The 14804-nt window shown below is 68.0% G+C and carries 14 protein-coding genes; 2 read left to right on the top strand and 12 right to left on the bottom strand.

Annotated features, from left to right (window positions below):
- Window positions 1-12 precede the first annotated feature (12 nt).
- From fabZ to rpsB, 12 genes are all read right to left on the bottom strand, one after another.
- Window positions 13-453 carry a 3-hydroxyacyl-ACP dehydratase FabZ gene (gene fabZ / locus BN948_RS04465; RefSeq protein WP_035620661.1) on the bottom strand — a complete coding sequence of 147 codons (441 nt, stop codon included), beginning with the start codon at window positions 451-453 and terminating at the stop codon, window positions 13-15.
- Window positions 450-1502, bottom strand: a complete 1053-nt coding sequence (gene lpxD / locus BN948_RS04460) for a UDP-3-O-(3-hydroxymyristoyl)glucosamine N-acyltransferase (protein WP_009517561.1) — start codon at window positions 1500-1502, stop codon at window positions 450-452. The genes fabZ and lpxD overlap by 4 nt, the downstream gene beginning before the upstream one ends.
- Window positions 1503-1511: 9 nt before the next feature.
- Window positions 1512-2045, bottom strand: coding sequence for an OmpH/Skp family outer membrane protein (locus BN948_RS04455; protein WP_009517560.1), 534 nt, complete (start codon window positions 2043-2045; stop codon window positions 1512-1514).
- Window positions 2045-4366 (bottom strand): outer membrane protein assembly factor BamA, encoded by a 2322-nt coding sequence (gene bamA, locus BN948_RS04450; RefSeq protein WP_035620598.1) that lies wholly within the window; start codon window positions 4364-4366, stop codon window positions 2045-2047. Before bamA ends, BN948_RS04455 begins: the two co-directional genes overlap by 1 nt.
- A 13-nt stretch (window positions 4367-4379) precedes the next feature.
- A complete protein-coding gene (gene rseP / locus BN948_RS04445) occupies window positions 4380-5762 on the bottom strand; it encodes an RIP metalloprotease RseP (protein ID WP_009517558.1) in 1383 nt (460 codons plus the stop codon).
- Between the two features lie 43 nt (window positions 5763-5805).
- A complete protein-coding gene (ispC, locus tag BN948_RS04440; RefSeq protein ID WP_009517556.1) occupies window positions 5806-6993 on the bottom strand; it encodes a 1-deoxy-D-xylulose-5-phosphate reductoisomerase in 1188 nt (395 codons plus the stop codon).
- A 3-nt stretch (window positions 6994-6996) separates the two neighbouring features.
- On the bottom strand, window positions 6997-7830 hold the full coding sequence (locus BN948_RS04435; protein ID WP_009517555.1) for a phosphatidate cytidylyltransferase: 834 nt from the start codon (window positions 7828-7830) through the stop codon (window positions 6997-6999).
- Window positions 7823-8575, bottom strand: a complete 753-nt coding sequence (gene uppS / locus BN948_RS04430) for a polyprenyl diphosphate synthase (RefSeq protein WP_009517554.1) — start codon at window positions 8573-8575, stop codon at window positions 7823-7825. Before uppS ends, BN948_RS04435 begins: the two co-directional genes overlap by 8 nt.
- A 30-nt stretch (window positions 8576-8605) precedes the next feature.
- The gene (gene frr, locus BN948_RS04425) at window positions 8606-9166 is read right to left on the bottom strand and encodes a ribosome recycling factor (RefSeq protein ID WP_009517553.1); all 561 of its coding nucleotides are present in this window, start codon (window positions 9164-9166) and stop codon (window positions 8606-8608) included.
- A 28-nt stretch (window positions 9167-9194) separates the two neighbouring features.
- Entirely contained in the window at window positions 9195-9905 is a 711-nt protein-coding gene (gene pyrH / locus BN948_RS04420) for a UMP kinase (protein WP_009517552.1), read from the bottom strand.
- Between the two features lie 145 nt (window positions 9906-10050).
- A complete protein-coding gene (gene tsf / locus BN948_RS04415; RefSeq protein ID WP_009517551.1) occupies window positions 10051-10935 on the bottom strand; it encodes a translation elongation factor Ts in 885 nt (294 codons plus the stop codon).
- A 107-nt stretch (window positions 10936-11042) separates the two neighbouring features.
- Window positions 11043-11795: a 30S ribosomal protein S2 gene (rpsB, locus tag BN948_RS04410; protein WP_009517550.1), complete on the bottom strand. Its 753-nt coding sequence runs from the start codon at window positions 11793-11795 to the stop codon at window positions 11043-11045.
- Between the two features lie 209 nt (window positions 11796-12004).
- Between rpsB and BN948_RS04405 the strand changes: the two genes are divergently transcribed.
- Together BN948_RS04405 and BN948_RS04400 are read left to right on the top strand one after the other, a co-directional pair.
- The gene (locus BN948_RS04405) at window positions 12005-13258 is read left to right on the top strand and encodes an FAD-dependent oxidoreductase (protein WP_009517549.1); all 1254 of its coding nucleotides are present in this window, start codon (window positions 12005-12007) and stop codon (window positions 13256-13258) included.
- Window positions 13259-13287: 29 nt separating this feature from the next.
- Complete coding sequence (locus tag BN948_RS04400; protein WP_035620594.1) at window positions 13288-14802, top strand: bifunctional ADP-dependent NAD(P)H-hydrate dehydratase/NAD(P)H-hydrate epimerase; 1515 nt, start codon at window positions 13288-13290, stop codon at window positions 14800-14802.
- Window positions 14803-14804: the final 2 nt, after the last annotated feature.

Genomic DNA, 14804 nt, shown 5'->3' with positions numbered 1-14804 from the left:
GCGCCCCCGGCGTCACGCGATGGTGCGCATGGTGCACATGAGCTCGGCCTCGCAAGCCACGTCGTTGCCCACGCGGGTGACACCCTTGAACTTGTAGATGCCGGCCTTGGCGCGCTCCAGCGTCACGTCCATCAGCAACTGGTCGCCGGGCTCCACCGGGCGCTTGAAGCGCGCGCCGTCGATGCCGGCGAAGTAGTAGACCGTCTTGTCGTCGGGTGCCACGCCCAGTGTGTCGAAGGTCAGCAGCGCAGCGGTTTGCGCCATGGCCTCGAGCATCAGCACGCCGGGCATCACGGGGCGGTGTGGAAAATGCCCGGTGAAGAAGGGCTCGTTGATGGTGACGTTCTTGAGGGCCTGGATGCGCTGGCCCTTCTCGATCGAGATCACGCGATCCACGAGCAGGATGGGGTAGCGGTGGGGCAGCAGTTTGAGGATCTGGTGGATGTCCATCAGGCGTCGTCCGTTCTGGTCTGGGCCCGCGCGATCGCTTGTTCCACGGCCTTGAGCCGCTCGCGCAGGCGGTTGAGCTGCTTGAGCGAAGCAGCGTTCTTTTCCCAGGCGGCATTGTCGTCGATGGGGAACATGCCGGTGTAGTGCCCCGGCTTCAGGATCGAGCGTGTCACCACGGAGGCGGCCGAGATGTTGACGCCGTCGGCCAGCCTGAGATGACCCAGCACCACGGCGCCACCACCGATGGTGCAATGCGCCCCGATGTCGGCGCTGCCGGCCACGCCCACGCAGCCGGCCATGGCCGTGTGCGCGCCCACGCGCACGTTGTGACCGATCTGGATGAGGTTGTCGAGCTTGACGCCGTCCTCGATGACGGTGTCGTCGAGCGCGCCGCGGTCGATGCAGGTGTTGGCGCCGATCTCCACGTCGTGGCCGATACGGACTGCGCCGAGCTGCTCGATCTTGATCCATTGCCCCTGGTGCGGCGCGAAGCCGAAGCCGTCGGCGCCGATCACCACCCCGCTGTGCAGGACGCAGCGGTCGCCGAGGGTGCAGCGCTCGCCCAGCGTGGCGCGCGGGTGCAGCACGCTGCCCTCGCCCACCACCGCGTCGCGCCCCACCACCGCGTGCGCGCCGATGCGCACGCCCTCGCCGATCCGGGCGCCTGCGTCGATCACCGCGAACGGGCCGACATCGACGTTAGGAGCCAGTTGCGCCTCGGGGTGCACGCTGGCCAGCGGATCCACGCGCGATGCGCGCGCCGGCGCATGCCGCTCGCGCCACCATTGCGTCAGGCGGGCGAAATAGAGGTAGGGGTCGTCGGTGACGATGCGCCCGACCCGATCGGCCGTGGCGGCTTCGAGCGCCGGCGGCACGATGAGCGCGCCGGCACCGGAAGCGGTGATCTGGGTGGCGTAGCGCGCGCTGGCCACGAAGGCCAACTCATCAGGGCCGGCGCTGCCCAGTGGCGCCAGCCGCTGCACGAGGAAATTGCGGTCACCGAGCAGGCTGCCACCGAGGGCATCGACGATGGCGCCCAGCGGTGCTGCCACGGCCGCGGCTTACTTGCTGCTGTCGAGCTGGGACATCACACGGTCGGTGATGTCCACGCGCGGGCTCACGTAATAGGCTTCCTGCACGATCAGGTCGTACTTCTCAGCCTCGGCGATCGTGCGGATGACGCGATTGAGCTTTTCGACCACCTGCTGGAGAGCCTCGTTGCGGCGAAGGTTGAGCTCTTCCTGGAAGTCGCGCTGGCGGCGCTGCAGGTCACGTTCCTGGTCGACCAGTTGGCGCTGGCGCGGCGTGCGCTGGCTTTCAGGCAGCGTGGGCGATTCGCGCTCGAACTTCTCGACAGCCTGACGCAGTTGATCGGCCGACGCGCGCAGGTCGCGCTCACGCTTGGAGAAATCCTGCTCGAGTTTGGCCGAGACGGCCTTGGCCGTGCTGGAGTCGCGCAGAATGCGCTCGACATTGACGGCGCCGACCTTGGCGCCGGCCTTGGCGTCCTGCGCCGCAGCCCCGCCAACCATGGCCAGCGCAAGCGACACCGCCAGGGTGAAATGCCGTGCAAACAGGCGAATTGGGGTATTCATCAAAAGGACGTTCCGATCTGAAACTGGAATCTCTGGATTCTATCGCCGTCGAACTTTCGAACGGGGTTGGCAAATGCAATGCGCAATGGACCGATCGGGGAGAGCCAGCTCACGCCAACACCCACTGAAGCGCGCAGGTCGCGGGCGTTCTCGCGAGTGTCGTTCTCGCCAAAGACGTTGCCGACGTCGAAAAAGCCGAACATGCGCAGCGTGCGGTCGTTGCCCGCGCCCGGGAACGGCATGATGAATTCGGTGTTGAGCGCGATGCTGCGATTGCCACCGATGTTGATGAGGGCGCCAGTGGGCGAGTTGATGACAGTCGAGGTCGGGCCCAGGGTGCCGCCTTCGAAACCGCGCACGGAGCCCAGGCCGCCGCCGAAGAAGTTCTTGAACACCGGGTACGGGCGGCCATTGAGGCCCTTGCCGTAACCCAACTCGGCGTTGAAGGCCAGCGTGTACTGGCGCGTCAGCGGGTAGTACTGCTGGAACTGCAGATTGGTCTTGGCGTAGCGCGCGTCGCCCCAGGCGCTGAGTTCGCCGTTGATCCGCATCAGGCGCCCCTTGGTGGGCACCAGCGAGCTGTCGCGGCTGTCGCGGGTCCAGCCCAGCGTCAGCGGGATGGTGTTGCTGGTGCGGCCGAACTCCTGGGCGTAGTCCTGATAGGCCTGCGGCAGGAAATCACCGTCTTCGATGGTGGTCTGCTCGATGCCGGCGCCAAAGAACACCGTGTCGAGTTCGGTAAACGGCACGCCGAAGCGCACGCTGGCGCCTTTGGTGACCAGGCGGTAGTCGCCGTCCTGGTTGTCGTAGGGGCGCGTGGTGCGGTAGTAGGCGTCGAAGGCTCGGGAGACGCCATCCTTGGTGAAGTACGGGTCGACAGTGCTGACCACCAGTTGGCGGTTGAACTTGCTGGTGTTGATGTCCAGGCCCAGGTAGTTGCCGGTGCCGAAGACGTTTTCCTGGCGGATGCCCGCGATGATGGAGAGCTTTTCTTCTTGCGAGTAGCCGGCGCCCAGCGTGAGGTTGCCCGTGGGCTTCTCGGTCACGGTGACGGTGAGGTCGACCTGGTCGGGTGACCCCGGCACGGGCTCGGTATTGAGTTCGACCGATGTGAAGAAACCCAGGCGGTCGACGCGGTCGCGGGACAGGCGAATGCGGTCGCTGTCGTACCAGGCGGCCTCGAACTGGCGGAATTCGCGGCGGATGATCTCGTCGCGCGTGCGGTTGTTGCCTTCGACGTGGATGCGGCGCACGTACACACGCCGCTGTGGCGCGGCGCGCAAGGTGAAGGCCACGCGCTTGTTGGCGCGATCGATGTCGGGCGTCGCCTCGACCTGGGCAAAGGCGTAGCCGAAGGCACCGAAGTATTCGGTGAAGGCCTTTGTGGTGTTGGTGACGTCCTCGACGTTGTAGGCCTCGCCGGGCTTGAGCGTCACGAGCGACTTGAACTCGTCTTCGCGGCCCAGGTAGTCGCCCTGCAGCGCTACCGAGGACACGACGTAGCGATCGCCTTCCGTGATGTTCAGGGTGACCGACATGCTCTGCTTGTCGGGCGAGATGGCGACTTGGGTGGAGTCGACTCGGAAGTCGATGAAGCCACGGCTGAGGTAGTAGGAGCGCAGGGTCTCGATATCGGCGTTGAGCTTGGCGCGCGAGTAGCGGTCGCTTTTGGTGTACCAGCTCAGCCAGTTGCCGGTGTCCAGGTCGAACAGGTTGCGCAGCGTCGATTCGGAGAACGCCTGGTTGCCGACGATGCGGATCTCGGTGATCTTGGCGATTTCGCCTTCGGTCACGCTGAAGTTCAGGTCGACGCGGTTGCGCTCGGTGGGAGTGACGGTGGTCACAACCTCGGCCGCGTAGTAGCTGCGGTTGATGTACTGGCGCTTGAGTTCCTGCTCGGCGCGGTCGGCCAGGGCCTTGTCGAAGGGTCGGCCTTCGGTCAGGCCGACGTCGCGCAGTGCGCCGCGCATCACTTCGTCGCTGAACTCGCGGATGCCCGAGAAGCTCAGGCCGGCGACGGTGGGCCGCTCCTCCACGATGACGACCAACACGTCGTTGTTGATCTGCAGTCGCACATCGCTGAACAGGCCCAGGCCGAACAGCGCACGGATGGCGGCGCTGCCCTTGTCGTCGTTGTACTGCTCGCCGATGCGAAATGGCAGCGAAGCGAAGACGGTGCCCGGCTCGACGCGCTGCAGGCCCTCGACACGGATGTCGCGCAGGGTGAAGGGATCGACCGCCCACGCCGGCAAGGCGGCTAGCAGGGCCATCGCGAGCGCAGACAGACTCAGGCCGCGAAGACCTCTTTTGTGTTGATTCATGCGAAGGAAATGTTCAGCCGGCGAGGCGGACGACATCGTTGAACAGGGCAACGGACATGAGCGCCATGAGCACCACGACACCACCACGCTGCAAGCGCTCCATCCACGCGTCCGACACGCTGCGGCCTGTGAGCGCCTCCCAAAGATAATACATGAGGTGTCCCCCATCGAGGACGGGCAGCGGCAGCAGATTGAGCACCCCCAGGCTGACACTGATGAGGGCCAGGAAGGTGAGGTACGAAGTCAGGCCGAGACTGGCCGACTTGCCCGCGTAGTCGGCGATGGTCAAGGGGCCGCTGAGGTTGCTCAGCGAGGCCTCGCCGATCAGCATGCGCCCCATCATCTTCAGGGTGAGCCAGGACACCTCCCAGGTTTTCACCACGCCACGCACCAGGCCGTCGATGGGGCCGTGCCGCACGGTCAGCATGGCCGGGGCGTCGCCCACATAGGCCTCCACCCGCGCGATCCAATCGCCTCCCTGTTGCTGGGGGCGCGGCGTCACGGCCAGGCTCAGGGTCTGGCCGCCGCGGTCGATGTCCCAGCGTTGCGCGCGAGGTTGACCTGCCGGACCTACGGCTTCGCGAATCAGGCGCCGAAGTTCCTGGCCATCCCGCACCGGCCGACCGTCGATGCGGCGCACAAGGTCGCCGTCGAGCAGGCCAGCCGCCTGGGCCGCCCCACCCTCGAACACCCGCCCCACGCGCGGCGCGGTGTGAGGCGAGGTGATGCCGATACGGCGAAACAGCGAGGCATCGGCCTCGCGCACGTCCAGACCCGCCAACGGCAGCGTCACAGCACGCGCGGGCGCCTCAGGAGCGGCGGCCACCCACAGGGTGAGGTCATGGCCATCGAGCGCCGCCTGGGTGATGCGCCAGCGCAGATCTTCGAAAGAGACCACGACCTCGCTCGCCCCGTCGCCGTCGCCATCCCCATTCGCCTCGCTGGCTCGCAGCACCCATTCACCGCCGTGAAGGCCGGCCCGCTCGGCCAGGGTACCGGCGGCCGGCGCCGACAGCACCGGCTGAGGCTCCTCGACCCCGACCCAGTTGATGGCCGCGTAGATGATCGCGGCCAGCAGCAGGTTGGCCACCGGACCGGCGGCCACGATGGCCGCGCGCGAACGCAGCGGCTGGGTGTTGAAGGCCAGGTGGCGCTCGGCGGGATCGACCGGCGCCTCTCGCTCGTCGAGCATGCGAACGTAGCCGCCCAGGGGCAGCGCGCCGACCACGAATTCGGTGGGGCTGCCGGCGCGGCGCCAGCTCAGGATGGGTTTGCCGAAGCCGACCGAGAACCGCAGCACCTTGACGCCGCAGGCCACGGCCACACGGTAGTGGCCATATTCGTGGACCGCGATCAGCAGGCCCAGGGCAAGAATGAAGGCAAGGACGGTCAGCATGGACTACTCACTGCGCCTTGCTGAGCTCGGCAGGCGCTAAGGATCAGATCGGCAGGCGGGCGACCTGCTGCCGCGCACACGCTCGGGCCTCTTCATCGAGCGCCAGCAGGTCGTCCAGCGATTGTGGCTTGGAAGGACTCACCCGCTGCAAAGTTGCATCGTTGACCGCATGGATGTGGTCGAAGCGCAGCCGTCGGTCGAGAAAGGCGGCAACGGCCTCCTCGTTGGCGGCGTTGAGCACCGCGGTGGTGCCGGCGGGCCCGCGCAGCGCCGACCAGGCCAGCGGCAGGCCAGGGAAGCGCTGGTCGTCGGCGGCTTCGAAGGTGAGCGCCCCCAGCGTGGCGAATTCCAGCGGGCTGGCGCCCGAGGCAATGCGCTCGGGCCAGGCCAGCCCGTAGGCGATGGGCACGCGCATGTCGGGCGTGCCCAGTTGCGCAACGACGGAGCCATCGCGGTACTGCACCATGGAATGGACGACGCTTTGCGGGTGGATGACCACCTCGATGCGTTCGGGCGCCAGGCCGAAGAGGTAGCGCGCCTCGATGACCTCCAAGGCCTTGTTCATCATGGTCGCGGAATCGACTGAGATCTTGCGCCCCATGACCCAGTTGGGGTGGGCGCAGGCCTGCTCGGGTGTCACCCCGGCCAGGGTGGCCGGGTCGCGGGTGCGGAACGGGCCGCCCGAGGCGGTGAGGACGATCTTGTCGACGCGCCGCTCCCAGCTGGCCGGGTCTTCGGGCAGCGACTGGAACACCGCCGAATGTTCGCTGTCGATGGGCAGCAGCGTGGCGCCGCCGGTGTGCACGGCCTGCATGAACAGATCGCCCCCCACCACGAGGGCTTCCTTGTTGGCCAACAGCAGCTTCTTGCCGGCACGCGCCGCCGCCAGGCTGGGCGCCAGGCCAGCGGCGCCCACGATGGCGGCCATCACCGCATCGACCTCGGGCGCCTCGCTCACCTCGCACAGGGCCTGTGCGCCCTCGAGCACCTCGACGGCCAGACCGGCCTCGCGCACGCGCTGGCGCAGGCGGGCCGCCGCGGTGGCATCGACCAGCACGGCAAAACGCGGTTGGAAGCGGCGGCACTGCTCGAAGAGAACCTCGTCCTGGCGTGCGGCGGTGAGCGCGAAGACGCGGTAGCGCTCGGGATGGCGGGCGATCACGTCGAGCGTGTTCTGCCCGATGGAGCCGGTGGCACCGAGGATGGCGACGGACTGCGGGGAAGCGGACATGGATCAGAAGGTCACGAGCATCATGGCCAGAGGCAGCACGGGCAACAGCGCGTCGATACGATCGAGCACGCCGCCGTGTCCGGGCAGCAGGCCGCTGGAGTCTTTCACGCCCGCGGCGCGCTTGACCAGGGATTCGACCAGATCACCCACCACGCTCATCGCGGCCAGGAACATGAGCCCGAGCACCGCCAGCAGCGGCCCCAGAGACCACAGGTAGTCGTAGAGATGGCGCGGCGCGAACCAGCCGCGCTGCGTACCCATCAGCCAGACCCAGGCCAGCAGCACCACGCCGATCAAGCCGCTGATGGCCCCTTCCCAGCTCTTGCCCGGGCTGATGCTGGGCGCGAGCTTGCGGCGCCCGAATCGCTTGCCGCCGAAGTACGCCGCGATGTCGGCCGCCCACACGAGCAGCAACACCGAAAGGAGGAAGCCCAGCCCCAGCAGGCGGGCTTGTACCAGCGCCAGCCAGGCACAGGCAATGAGGAACAGGCCGAGCCACAAACGGATCCACAGAGGGCACCGCTTGAGCGCCTCCGTACCGCCGCGCAGCAGCACCACGGCCAGCAGCACCCAGACCACACCCAGAGCCAGCCAGAGTTCGCGCCAGGAGCGCTCCACCCCGCCTATCAGCCAGAAGATCAGGCCAGCCACGGCCAGCGCCAGGCCGCAGCTCACCGCGCGCGTCTGGCCACAGCCATTGAGCCGCGCCCACTCCCAACCCGCCGCACCGATCAGCGCCAGCGTGAAGGCCGCGAAGGGCTCGATCGTGGGGTACAGCAGCGTGGGCAGGAAAACGGCGAGCAGCAGCACCGCCGTGATGATCCGCTGCTTAAGCATCTCGGGGGCCGGCGTCGGCGGTGAGTGCCGTGGCATCGGCGCGCTGCGCCGATGTCTGGCCGAAGCGCCGCTCGCGGCGCGCGTACTCGGCGAGGGCGAGATCGAGTTGCTCGGCGTCGAACTCTGGCCACAGGCAATCGCTGAACACCAGTTCGGCATAGGCTGCCTGCCACAGCAGGAAATTGCTGATGCGCAGCTCGCCGCCGGTGCGGATGATCAGGTCAGGGTCGGGCACATGACTCAGTGCCATGACGGCCGATAGGCTCTCTTCCGTGATGGGCCCGCCGCGTTCGACCAGGCGCTGCGCAGCCTGTGCGATGTCCCATCGTCCACCGTAGTTGAAACACACGTTGAGCACCAGGCGCTCGTTGCCCTGCGTGGCCTCTTCCGCCGACGTCAGGCCCTGCGCCAGGCGGGGCGACAAGCGCGAGCGGTCACCGGGAAAATGCAGCCGCACGCCAGTTTCCGACAGCCGCGGCACCTCGCGCGACAAGGCCAGGGCCAGCAGGTCCATCAGGCTGGCCACCTCGTCCACCGGGCGGCTCCAGTTCTCGGACGAGAACGCGAACACCGTGAGCACGCGAATGCCGCGCTGCACGCTGGCCTCGACGATGCGGCGCAGCGCATCGACCCCCTGCTTGTGGCCGGCGACGCGCGGCAGCCAGCGCTTCTGGGCCCAACGGCCGTTGCCATCCATCACGATCGCGACGTGATGGGGCAGGTTCGGGGCGGCGGGATTCTGCATGCGCCAACTCTGGCGATCGGAGCCCTGGGCTCAGACCGCCATGATGTCCTGTTCCTTGCTGGCCACGAGCCGGTCGACCTCGGTGATCATGCGGTCGGTCAGCTTCTGGATGTCTTCCTGCGACCGGCGCTCATCGTCCTCGGAGGCTTCCTTGTCCTTCACCAGCTTCTTTACCGCCTCGTTGGCGTCGCGGCGCAGGTTGCGAATGGCGATCTTGGCGGCCTCGCCCTCGCCTTTCACGACCTTGGTGAGCTCCCGGCGGCGTTCTTCGGTCATGGGCGGCATCGGCACACGGATCAGGTCACCCTGAGAGGCCGGGTTCAAGCCCAGGTCCGACTCGCGGATCGCCTTCTCGATCTTGGCGCCCATGCCCTTTTCCCAGGGCGCGACACCGATGGTGCGGGCGTCGAGCAAGGTAAGGTTGGCCACCTGAGACAGCGGCAGCATGGAGCCGTAGTAATCCACATGCACCGTGTCGAGCAGCGCGGGGTTCGCGCGGCCGGTGCGCACCCGGGTCAGGCTGGTCTTGAATGCCTCGATCGATTGCTGCATCTTGTGCTCGGCGTTCTTGCGGATGTCGGCAATGCTCATGTCGTGATCTCCTGTGTACGACCGGTGTTCAAACGTGCACGAGGGTGCCTTCGTCGGCCCCCATCACCACGTTGCGCAGCGCGCCCGGCTTGAAAATGGAAAACACCTTGACGGGCAGCTTCTGGTCACGGCACAGCGCGAACGCGGTGGCATCCATCACCTGCAGGTTCCTGGCCATGGCCTCGTCAAAGGAAATGGTGGTGTAGCGCGTGGCGGCCGGGTCCTTGTTCGGGTCGGCGGTGTACACGCCATCGACCTTGGTGGCCTTGAGCACCATCTCGGCACCGATCTCGGCACCGCGCAACGCGGCGGCCGTGTCGGTGGTGAAGAACGGGTTGCCGGTGCCCGCGGCGAAGACCACAACCTTGCCTTCCTCGAGGTACTGCAGGGCCTTGGGGCGCACGTAGGGCTCAACCACCTGCTCGATGCCGATGGCGGACATCACGCGGGCCACCAGGCCGGCCTTGTTCATGGTGTCGGCCAGCGCCAGCGAGTTCATCACCGTGGCGAGCATGCCCATGTAGTCGGCGGTGGCGCGGTCCATGCCCACGGAACCGCCGGCCACGCCACGGAAGATGTTGCCACCGCCGATGACGATGGCCACCTGCACGCCGAGGCGGGTGACTTCGGCGATCTCGTCGACGATGCGCACGATGGTGGCGCGGTTGATGCCGAAGGCGTCGTCGCCCATGAGGGCTTCACCGGACAGCTTCAGCAGGATCCGTTGGTAGGCGGGCATGAATGGCTTTCTGGATCGGTTGCGGCGCGGGCAGCCGCCAAGTGTAGCGGGGGGGACGGGAACTCCCTGTCTCTCCACCAGTGAAAATCGTCAACGCATATGACAACGGGCCTTGCGGCCCGTTGTCTGGTCAGTGGAGCGCCGGTCAGGCGCCCTTGGCCGCCGCGACCTGGGCCGCCACTTCGGCAGCAAAGTCGTCGACCTTCTTCTCGATGCCCTCGCCCACCACGAACAGGGTGAAGGACTTCACCGTGGTGTTAGCGGCCTTGAGCATCTGTTCCACAGTCTGCTTGTCGTTCTTGACGAAGGGCTGATTGAACAGCGAGACCTCCTTGAGGTACTTCTGCACCGAGCCTTCGATCATCTTGGCTGCGATGTCGGCGGGCTTGCCCGATTCGGCCGCCTTGGCTGTGGCCACCGAGCGCTCGCGCTCGATCAGCTCGGCCGGTACGTCGTTGCTGGTCAGTGCCACCGGCTTCATGGCGGCCACGTGCATGGCGACATCCTTGGCGGCCGTTTCGTCACCATCGAACTCCACGATCACGCCGATGCGGGTGCCGTGCAGGTAGGCGGCCAGCTTGGCGGCGCTGTAGCGCTTGAAGCGGCGGAAAGACATGTTTTCGCCGATCTTGCCGATCAGGCCCTTGCGCACGTCTTCCAGCGTGGGGCCGAAGCCGTCCTGGCTGTAGGACAGCGCACCCAGGGCCTCGATGTCGGCCGGGTTGTGCTCGGCGACCAGCTTGGCCGCGGCATTGGCCAGGGCCAGGAAGCTGTCGTTCTTGGTGACGAAGTCGGTCTCGCAATTGACCTCGATCAGCGCGCCCGCTTGGGCGCTGATGGAAGCGGCCACGACGCCTTCGGCCGTGACGCGGCTGGCGGCCTTGCCGGCCTTGGTACCCAGCTTGACGCGCAGCAGCTCCTCGGCCTTGGCCATGTCGCCATCGGCCTCGGTGAGCGCCTTCTTGCACTCCATCATGGGGGCGTCGGTCTTGGCGCGCAGCTCAGCGACCATGCTTGCGGTAATTGCCATGTGTGTTCTCCTGGAATCCGGCGCGTCATGGGCGCCGGCGGGTCAATGATGGGTTCCGGTTATGAAAAAGGGGCTACGCGAGCCCCTCGTTCGCGAGCGAAACGGAATCAGGCCGCGTCGTCCTGCACTTCGACGAACTCGTCGCTGCCTTCGGCCGCCACGGCCTTGGCCACGTCGTTCACGGCGTTGGCGCGGCCTTCCAGCACGGCGTCGGCGATGCCGCGCGCATACAGGGCCACGGCGCGAGCCGAGTCGTCGTTACCGGGGATCACATAGTCGATGCCCATGGGCGAGTGGTTGGTGTCGACCACGCCCACCAGCGGGATGCCCAGCTTCTGGGCCTCGAGCACGGCGATCTTGTGGAAGCCCACGTCGATCACGAAGATGGCGTCGGGCAGCGCGTTCATGTCCTGAATGCCGCCGATGTCCTTCTCGAGTTTTTCCATCTCGCGGCTGAACATGAGCTGCTCTTTCTTGCTCATGTTGTCCAGGCCGGCCTCTTTCTGGGCCTGCATGTCTTTCAGGCGCTTGATGGAGGTCTTGACGGTCTTGAAATTGGTCAGCATGCCGCCCAGCCAGCGCTGGTCGACGAAGGGCACGCCGGCGCGGCGCGCTTCCTGGGCCACGATGTCGCGGGACTGACGCTTGGTGCCCACCATCAGCAGAGTGCCGCGGTTGGCGGAGAGCTGACGCACGAACTTCTGCGCGTCGTGGAACATCGGCAACGTCTTCTCGAGGTTGACGATGTGGATCTTGTTGCGGTGCCCGAAGATGAAGGGCGCCATCTTGGGGTTCCAGAAGCGGGTCTGGTGACCGAAATGGACACCGGCTTCCAGCATTTCGCGCATGGAAATGGACATGAGTTGTTTCCAGAGGTTAGGTCTAAAATCCGGCCCCGATCACGGCGGTGGCGGGTGGAGCAACTCCACCTTGACCGACGCGACACCCGGATGGGCCGGTTTGCGATTGACTCCACACCGATGAGCTTCAGACGAAGCCATCAAGTGCAAAGCCTGTCGATTATAGCACCCACCATCCGGGCACACTCCCCCTTTTCCTCTCCCTTTGAATGAACATCGCCATCGTGGGCGCAGGCGTCTGCGGCGTGACCACCGCCCATGAGTTGTTGAACGACGGTCACGCCGTGACCGTGTACGAGAAGCGCGGCACGCCGGCCGAGGAAGCAAGCTTCGCCCCGGCCGGACTGGTCTCCACCGCCTGGGCCCTGGCCTGGGCCGGCCCTGAGTTGCGCCTGCACGCCCCCTGGGCGGCGCCCGGCCCGGGGGTGCGCTGGCGCGCCGGCCTGGACGCAGCCGCCTGGCACTGGTGGCGCCGCTGGCGGCGCGAACAGCACCGGCGCGGCAATGACACCCTGCTGGCGCTGCGCGAGCTGATTGACCACGGCCTTGAGCGCCAGATAGACCTGACCCGGGAACTGGACCTGGACCACGACCGCAGTGACGACATGCTGGTGCTGCTGAGCGACGCCCGCGAGGCGGCCGGCGCGCAAACCACCATCGATCGCCTGCGGGGGCTCGGGCTCGAGCTGCGCCCCGTGTCTGCCGACGAAGCCCGCACCCTGGAACCCGCGCTCGCCCCGTCGGCCCCCTTGCACTCGGCCGTGCACCTGCGCGGCCCGGCGGTGGCCAACTGCCGCGAGTGGACCATGCTGATGCGCCACCGCGTGGCCCGCCTGGGTGGCGCGCTGCGGCTGCGCACCAGCGTGAGCGCCCTGCGGCCGGACGGCGGCGGCTGGCGCCTGAGTACCTCCGATGGTAGCGATGAACGCTTCGACGCGGTGGTAATGTGCGCCGGTGTCGGTGCGGAGGATCTTTTCGCCGGCCTCGGCCTGCCCGCCCCATGGACGGTGCTGTGGTCGCATTCGCTGAGCGCCGGCATGCGTGAACCCATGGACGCACCGGTGTCGGCCGTGCTCGACCTCAAGTCGCGCGTGGCCATCACGCGGCTGGGCCAGCGCGTGCGGGCCTCGGGCGGCACCGATCTCGGCGGTTCGGCCGCCGGCACCGATCCGGCGAGCGTGCGACGGCTGGGCCAGGTGCTGTCGCACTGGTTCCCGGCCGCGGCGCGATTCTCGGGCCCACAGGCCTCGGTGCAGAGCTGGCGCGGCGCTCTCGTCGTGTCGAACGACGGTCTTCCTGCGATCGGCCCGAGCCGCCTGCCTGGCCTGTGGCTGAACCTGGCACACGGTGAGGCGGGCTGGGCCATGGCCTGCGGCGCGGCGCGTCGCCTGTCCGACGCGATCACGCGGCCGACGTCGGGTGCCGAGCTGGCGCCCTTCGCCCCTTCGCGCCTGGGCTTGTGACCGCGCGCTCGCGTGGTGAAATGCCCCACATGCGAGCCCTGCGCGCCGACCAACCCGAAGCCCTGCATGACACCGCGCGCACGCGCGAGATCGAGCAGGCCCGGGCCGCGAGCCTGCCGCCGCACACGCTGATGGCGCGTGCCGGCGAGGCGGTGGCCCGTCTCGCTCTGGCCTGGCAGCCGCACGCGCGGCGCCTGTGGGTGGCCTGCGGCCCGGGCAACAACGGGGGCGACGGCCTCGTCGCCGCGCGCCACCTGCTGCAGGCATCGCCCGCCGGCTGGCGCGAGATCGTGGTGACGCACGACGCCGATGCCCAACGGCTGCCGCCCGATGCGGCCTGGGCGCTGCGCGAGGCCGTGGCGGCAGGCGTGACCGTCCAGACCACGCCACCCGATGCCCCCGATCTGATCATCGACGCCCTGCTGGGCATCGGCGCCCGCGCGCCAGGCGACGATGCGCTGACCCAGCGCGTGCGGCAGGTGCGCGCTCATCACGCGCCGGTGCTGTGCGTTGATCTGCCCAGCGGCCTGTCGGCCGACACCGGGCAAGACCCGATGGGCGCCCTCACCGATGCCGGCCCGCGGCACACCCTGAGCCTGCTGACCCTCAAGCCCGGGCTGTTCACGGCGAGCGGGCGGGATGCGGCGGGATCGGTGTGGTTCGACGACCTGGGCGTGGCCACCGGGACGGTGGCGCCGCCCACGGCCTGGTGGGGCGGCTACCTGCCCGAGGGCGCGGACAAGGCCCGGGATCCTCACGTCGGACACAAGGGCAGCTACGGCGACGTGGGGGTGATCGGTGGGCAGTTGCCGGACAGTGGCGGCATCGGCATGGCGGGTGCCGCCGTATTGGCGGCGCGGGCCGCGTTGCACGCCGGCGCGGGGCGCGTGTACCTGGCGCTGGTCGGCGGCAGCCCGGCGCCATCGCACGACCCGCTGTGTCCCGAGCTGATGCTGCGGAAACCTGCCGCGCTGCTGGCCGCCGATCCTCTGTCCCTGCCGGTGCTGGTGGTGGGTTGCGGGGGAGGTGAGGCGATCCGCGAATGGCTGTCCCCTGCCTTGGCGTGCCCACGATTGGTTATCGACGCCGATGGCCTCAACGCCCTTGCCCACGACCCCGCGCTGCAGCGCCTGGCCCAGCGTCGCCAGGCGCAGGGCTGGGCGACGGTGCTCACACCCCACCCCCTGGAAGCCGCCCGCCTGCTGGGCATCGGCACCGCCGAGGTGATGGCCGATCGCCTGGCCAGCGCGCGCCAGCTCAGCGAGCGTTTCAGCGCGATCGTCGTCCTCAAAGGTTCGGGCACCGTGGTGGCCGAACCCGGCGGCACGCCCTGGATCAACGCCACGGGCAACGCCCGCCTGGCCACCGCCGGCACGGGCGACGTGCTGGCGGGCATGATTGGAGCCGCCCTGGCGCGCCCGCATGGCAACAGCGCCGAGGCGGTGCGCCGCGCGGTGGCCGCGCACGGAGCGCTGGCCGATCGTTGGCCCACCGGCCACGCCCTCACGGCCGGGCGGCTTGCGCTCGCCGCTCAGCCGCTCTGAGC

Origin of the sequence: Hydrogenophaga intermedia (assembly GCF_000723405.1) — a bacterium.
Lineage (GTDB): Bacteria > Pseudomonadota > Gammaproteobacteria > Burkholderiales > Burkholderiaceae_C > Hydrogenophaga > Hydrogenophaga intermedia.
The sequence above is the reverse complement of the archived record's forward strand: the minus strand, read 5'-3'. Positions and strand labels throughout refer to the sequence as shown.

Bases quoted from the DNA above. Each gene is read 5' to 3' on its own strand.
- BN948_RS04400 (WP_035620594.1), top strand. From the start codon at position 13,288: ATGCGAGCCCTGCGCGCCGACCAACCCGAAGCCCTGCATGACACCGCG.
- ispC (WP_009517556.1), bottom strand. From the start codon at position 6,993: ATGTCCGCTTCCCCGCAGTCCGTCGCCATCCTCGGTGCCACCGGCTCC.
- tsf (WP_009517551.1), bottom strand. From the start codon at position 10,935: ATGGCAATTACCGCAAGCATGGTCGCTGAGCTGCGCGCCAAGACCGAC.
- rpsB (WP_009517550.1), bottom strand. From the start codon at position 11,795: ATGTCCATTTCCATGCGCGAAATGCTGGAAGCCGGTGTCCATTTCGGT.
- uppS (WP_009517554.1), bottom strand. From the start codon at position 8,575: ATGCAGAATCCCGCCGCCCCGAACCTGCCCCATCACGTCGCGATCGTG.
- rseP (WP_009517558.1), bottom strand. From the start codon at position 5,762: ATGCTGACCGTCCTTGCCTTCATTCTTGCCCTGGGCCTGCTGATCGCG.
- pyrH (WP_009517552.1), bottom strand. From the start codon at position 9,905: ATGCCCGCCTACCAACGGATCCTGCTGAAGCTGTCCGGTGAAGCCCTC.
- BN948_RS04455 (WP_009517560.1), bottom strand. From the start codon at position 2,045: ATGAATACCCCAATTCGCCTGTTTGCACGGCATTTCACCCTGGCGGTG.
- bamA (WP_035620598.1), bottom strand. From the start codon at position 4,366: ATGAATCAACACAAAAGAGGTCTTCGCGGCCTGAGTCTGTCTGCGCTC.
- BN948_RS04435 (WP_009517555.1), bottom strand. From the start codon at position 7,830: ATGCTTAAGCAGCGGATCATCACGGCGGTGCTGCTGCTCGCCGTTTTC.
- BN948_RS04405 (WP_009517549.1), top strand. From the start codon at position 12,005: ATGAACATCGCCATCGTGGGCGCAGGCGTCTGCGGCGTGACCACCGCC.
- frr (WP_009517553.1), bottom strand. From the start codon at position 9,166: ATGAGCATTGCCGACATCCGCAAGAACGCCGAGCACAAGATGCAGCAA.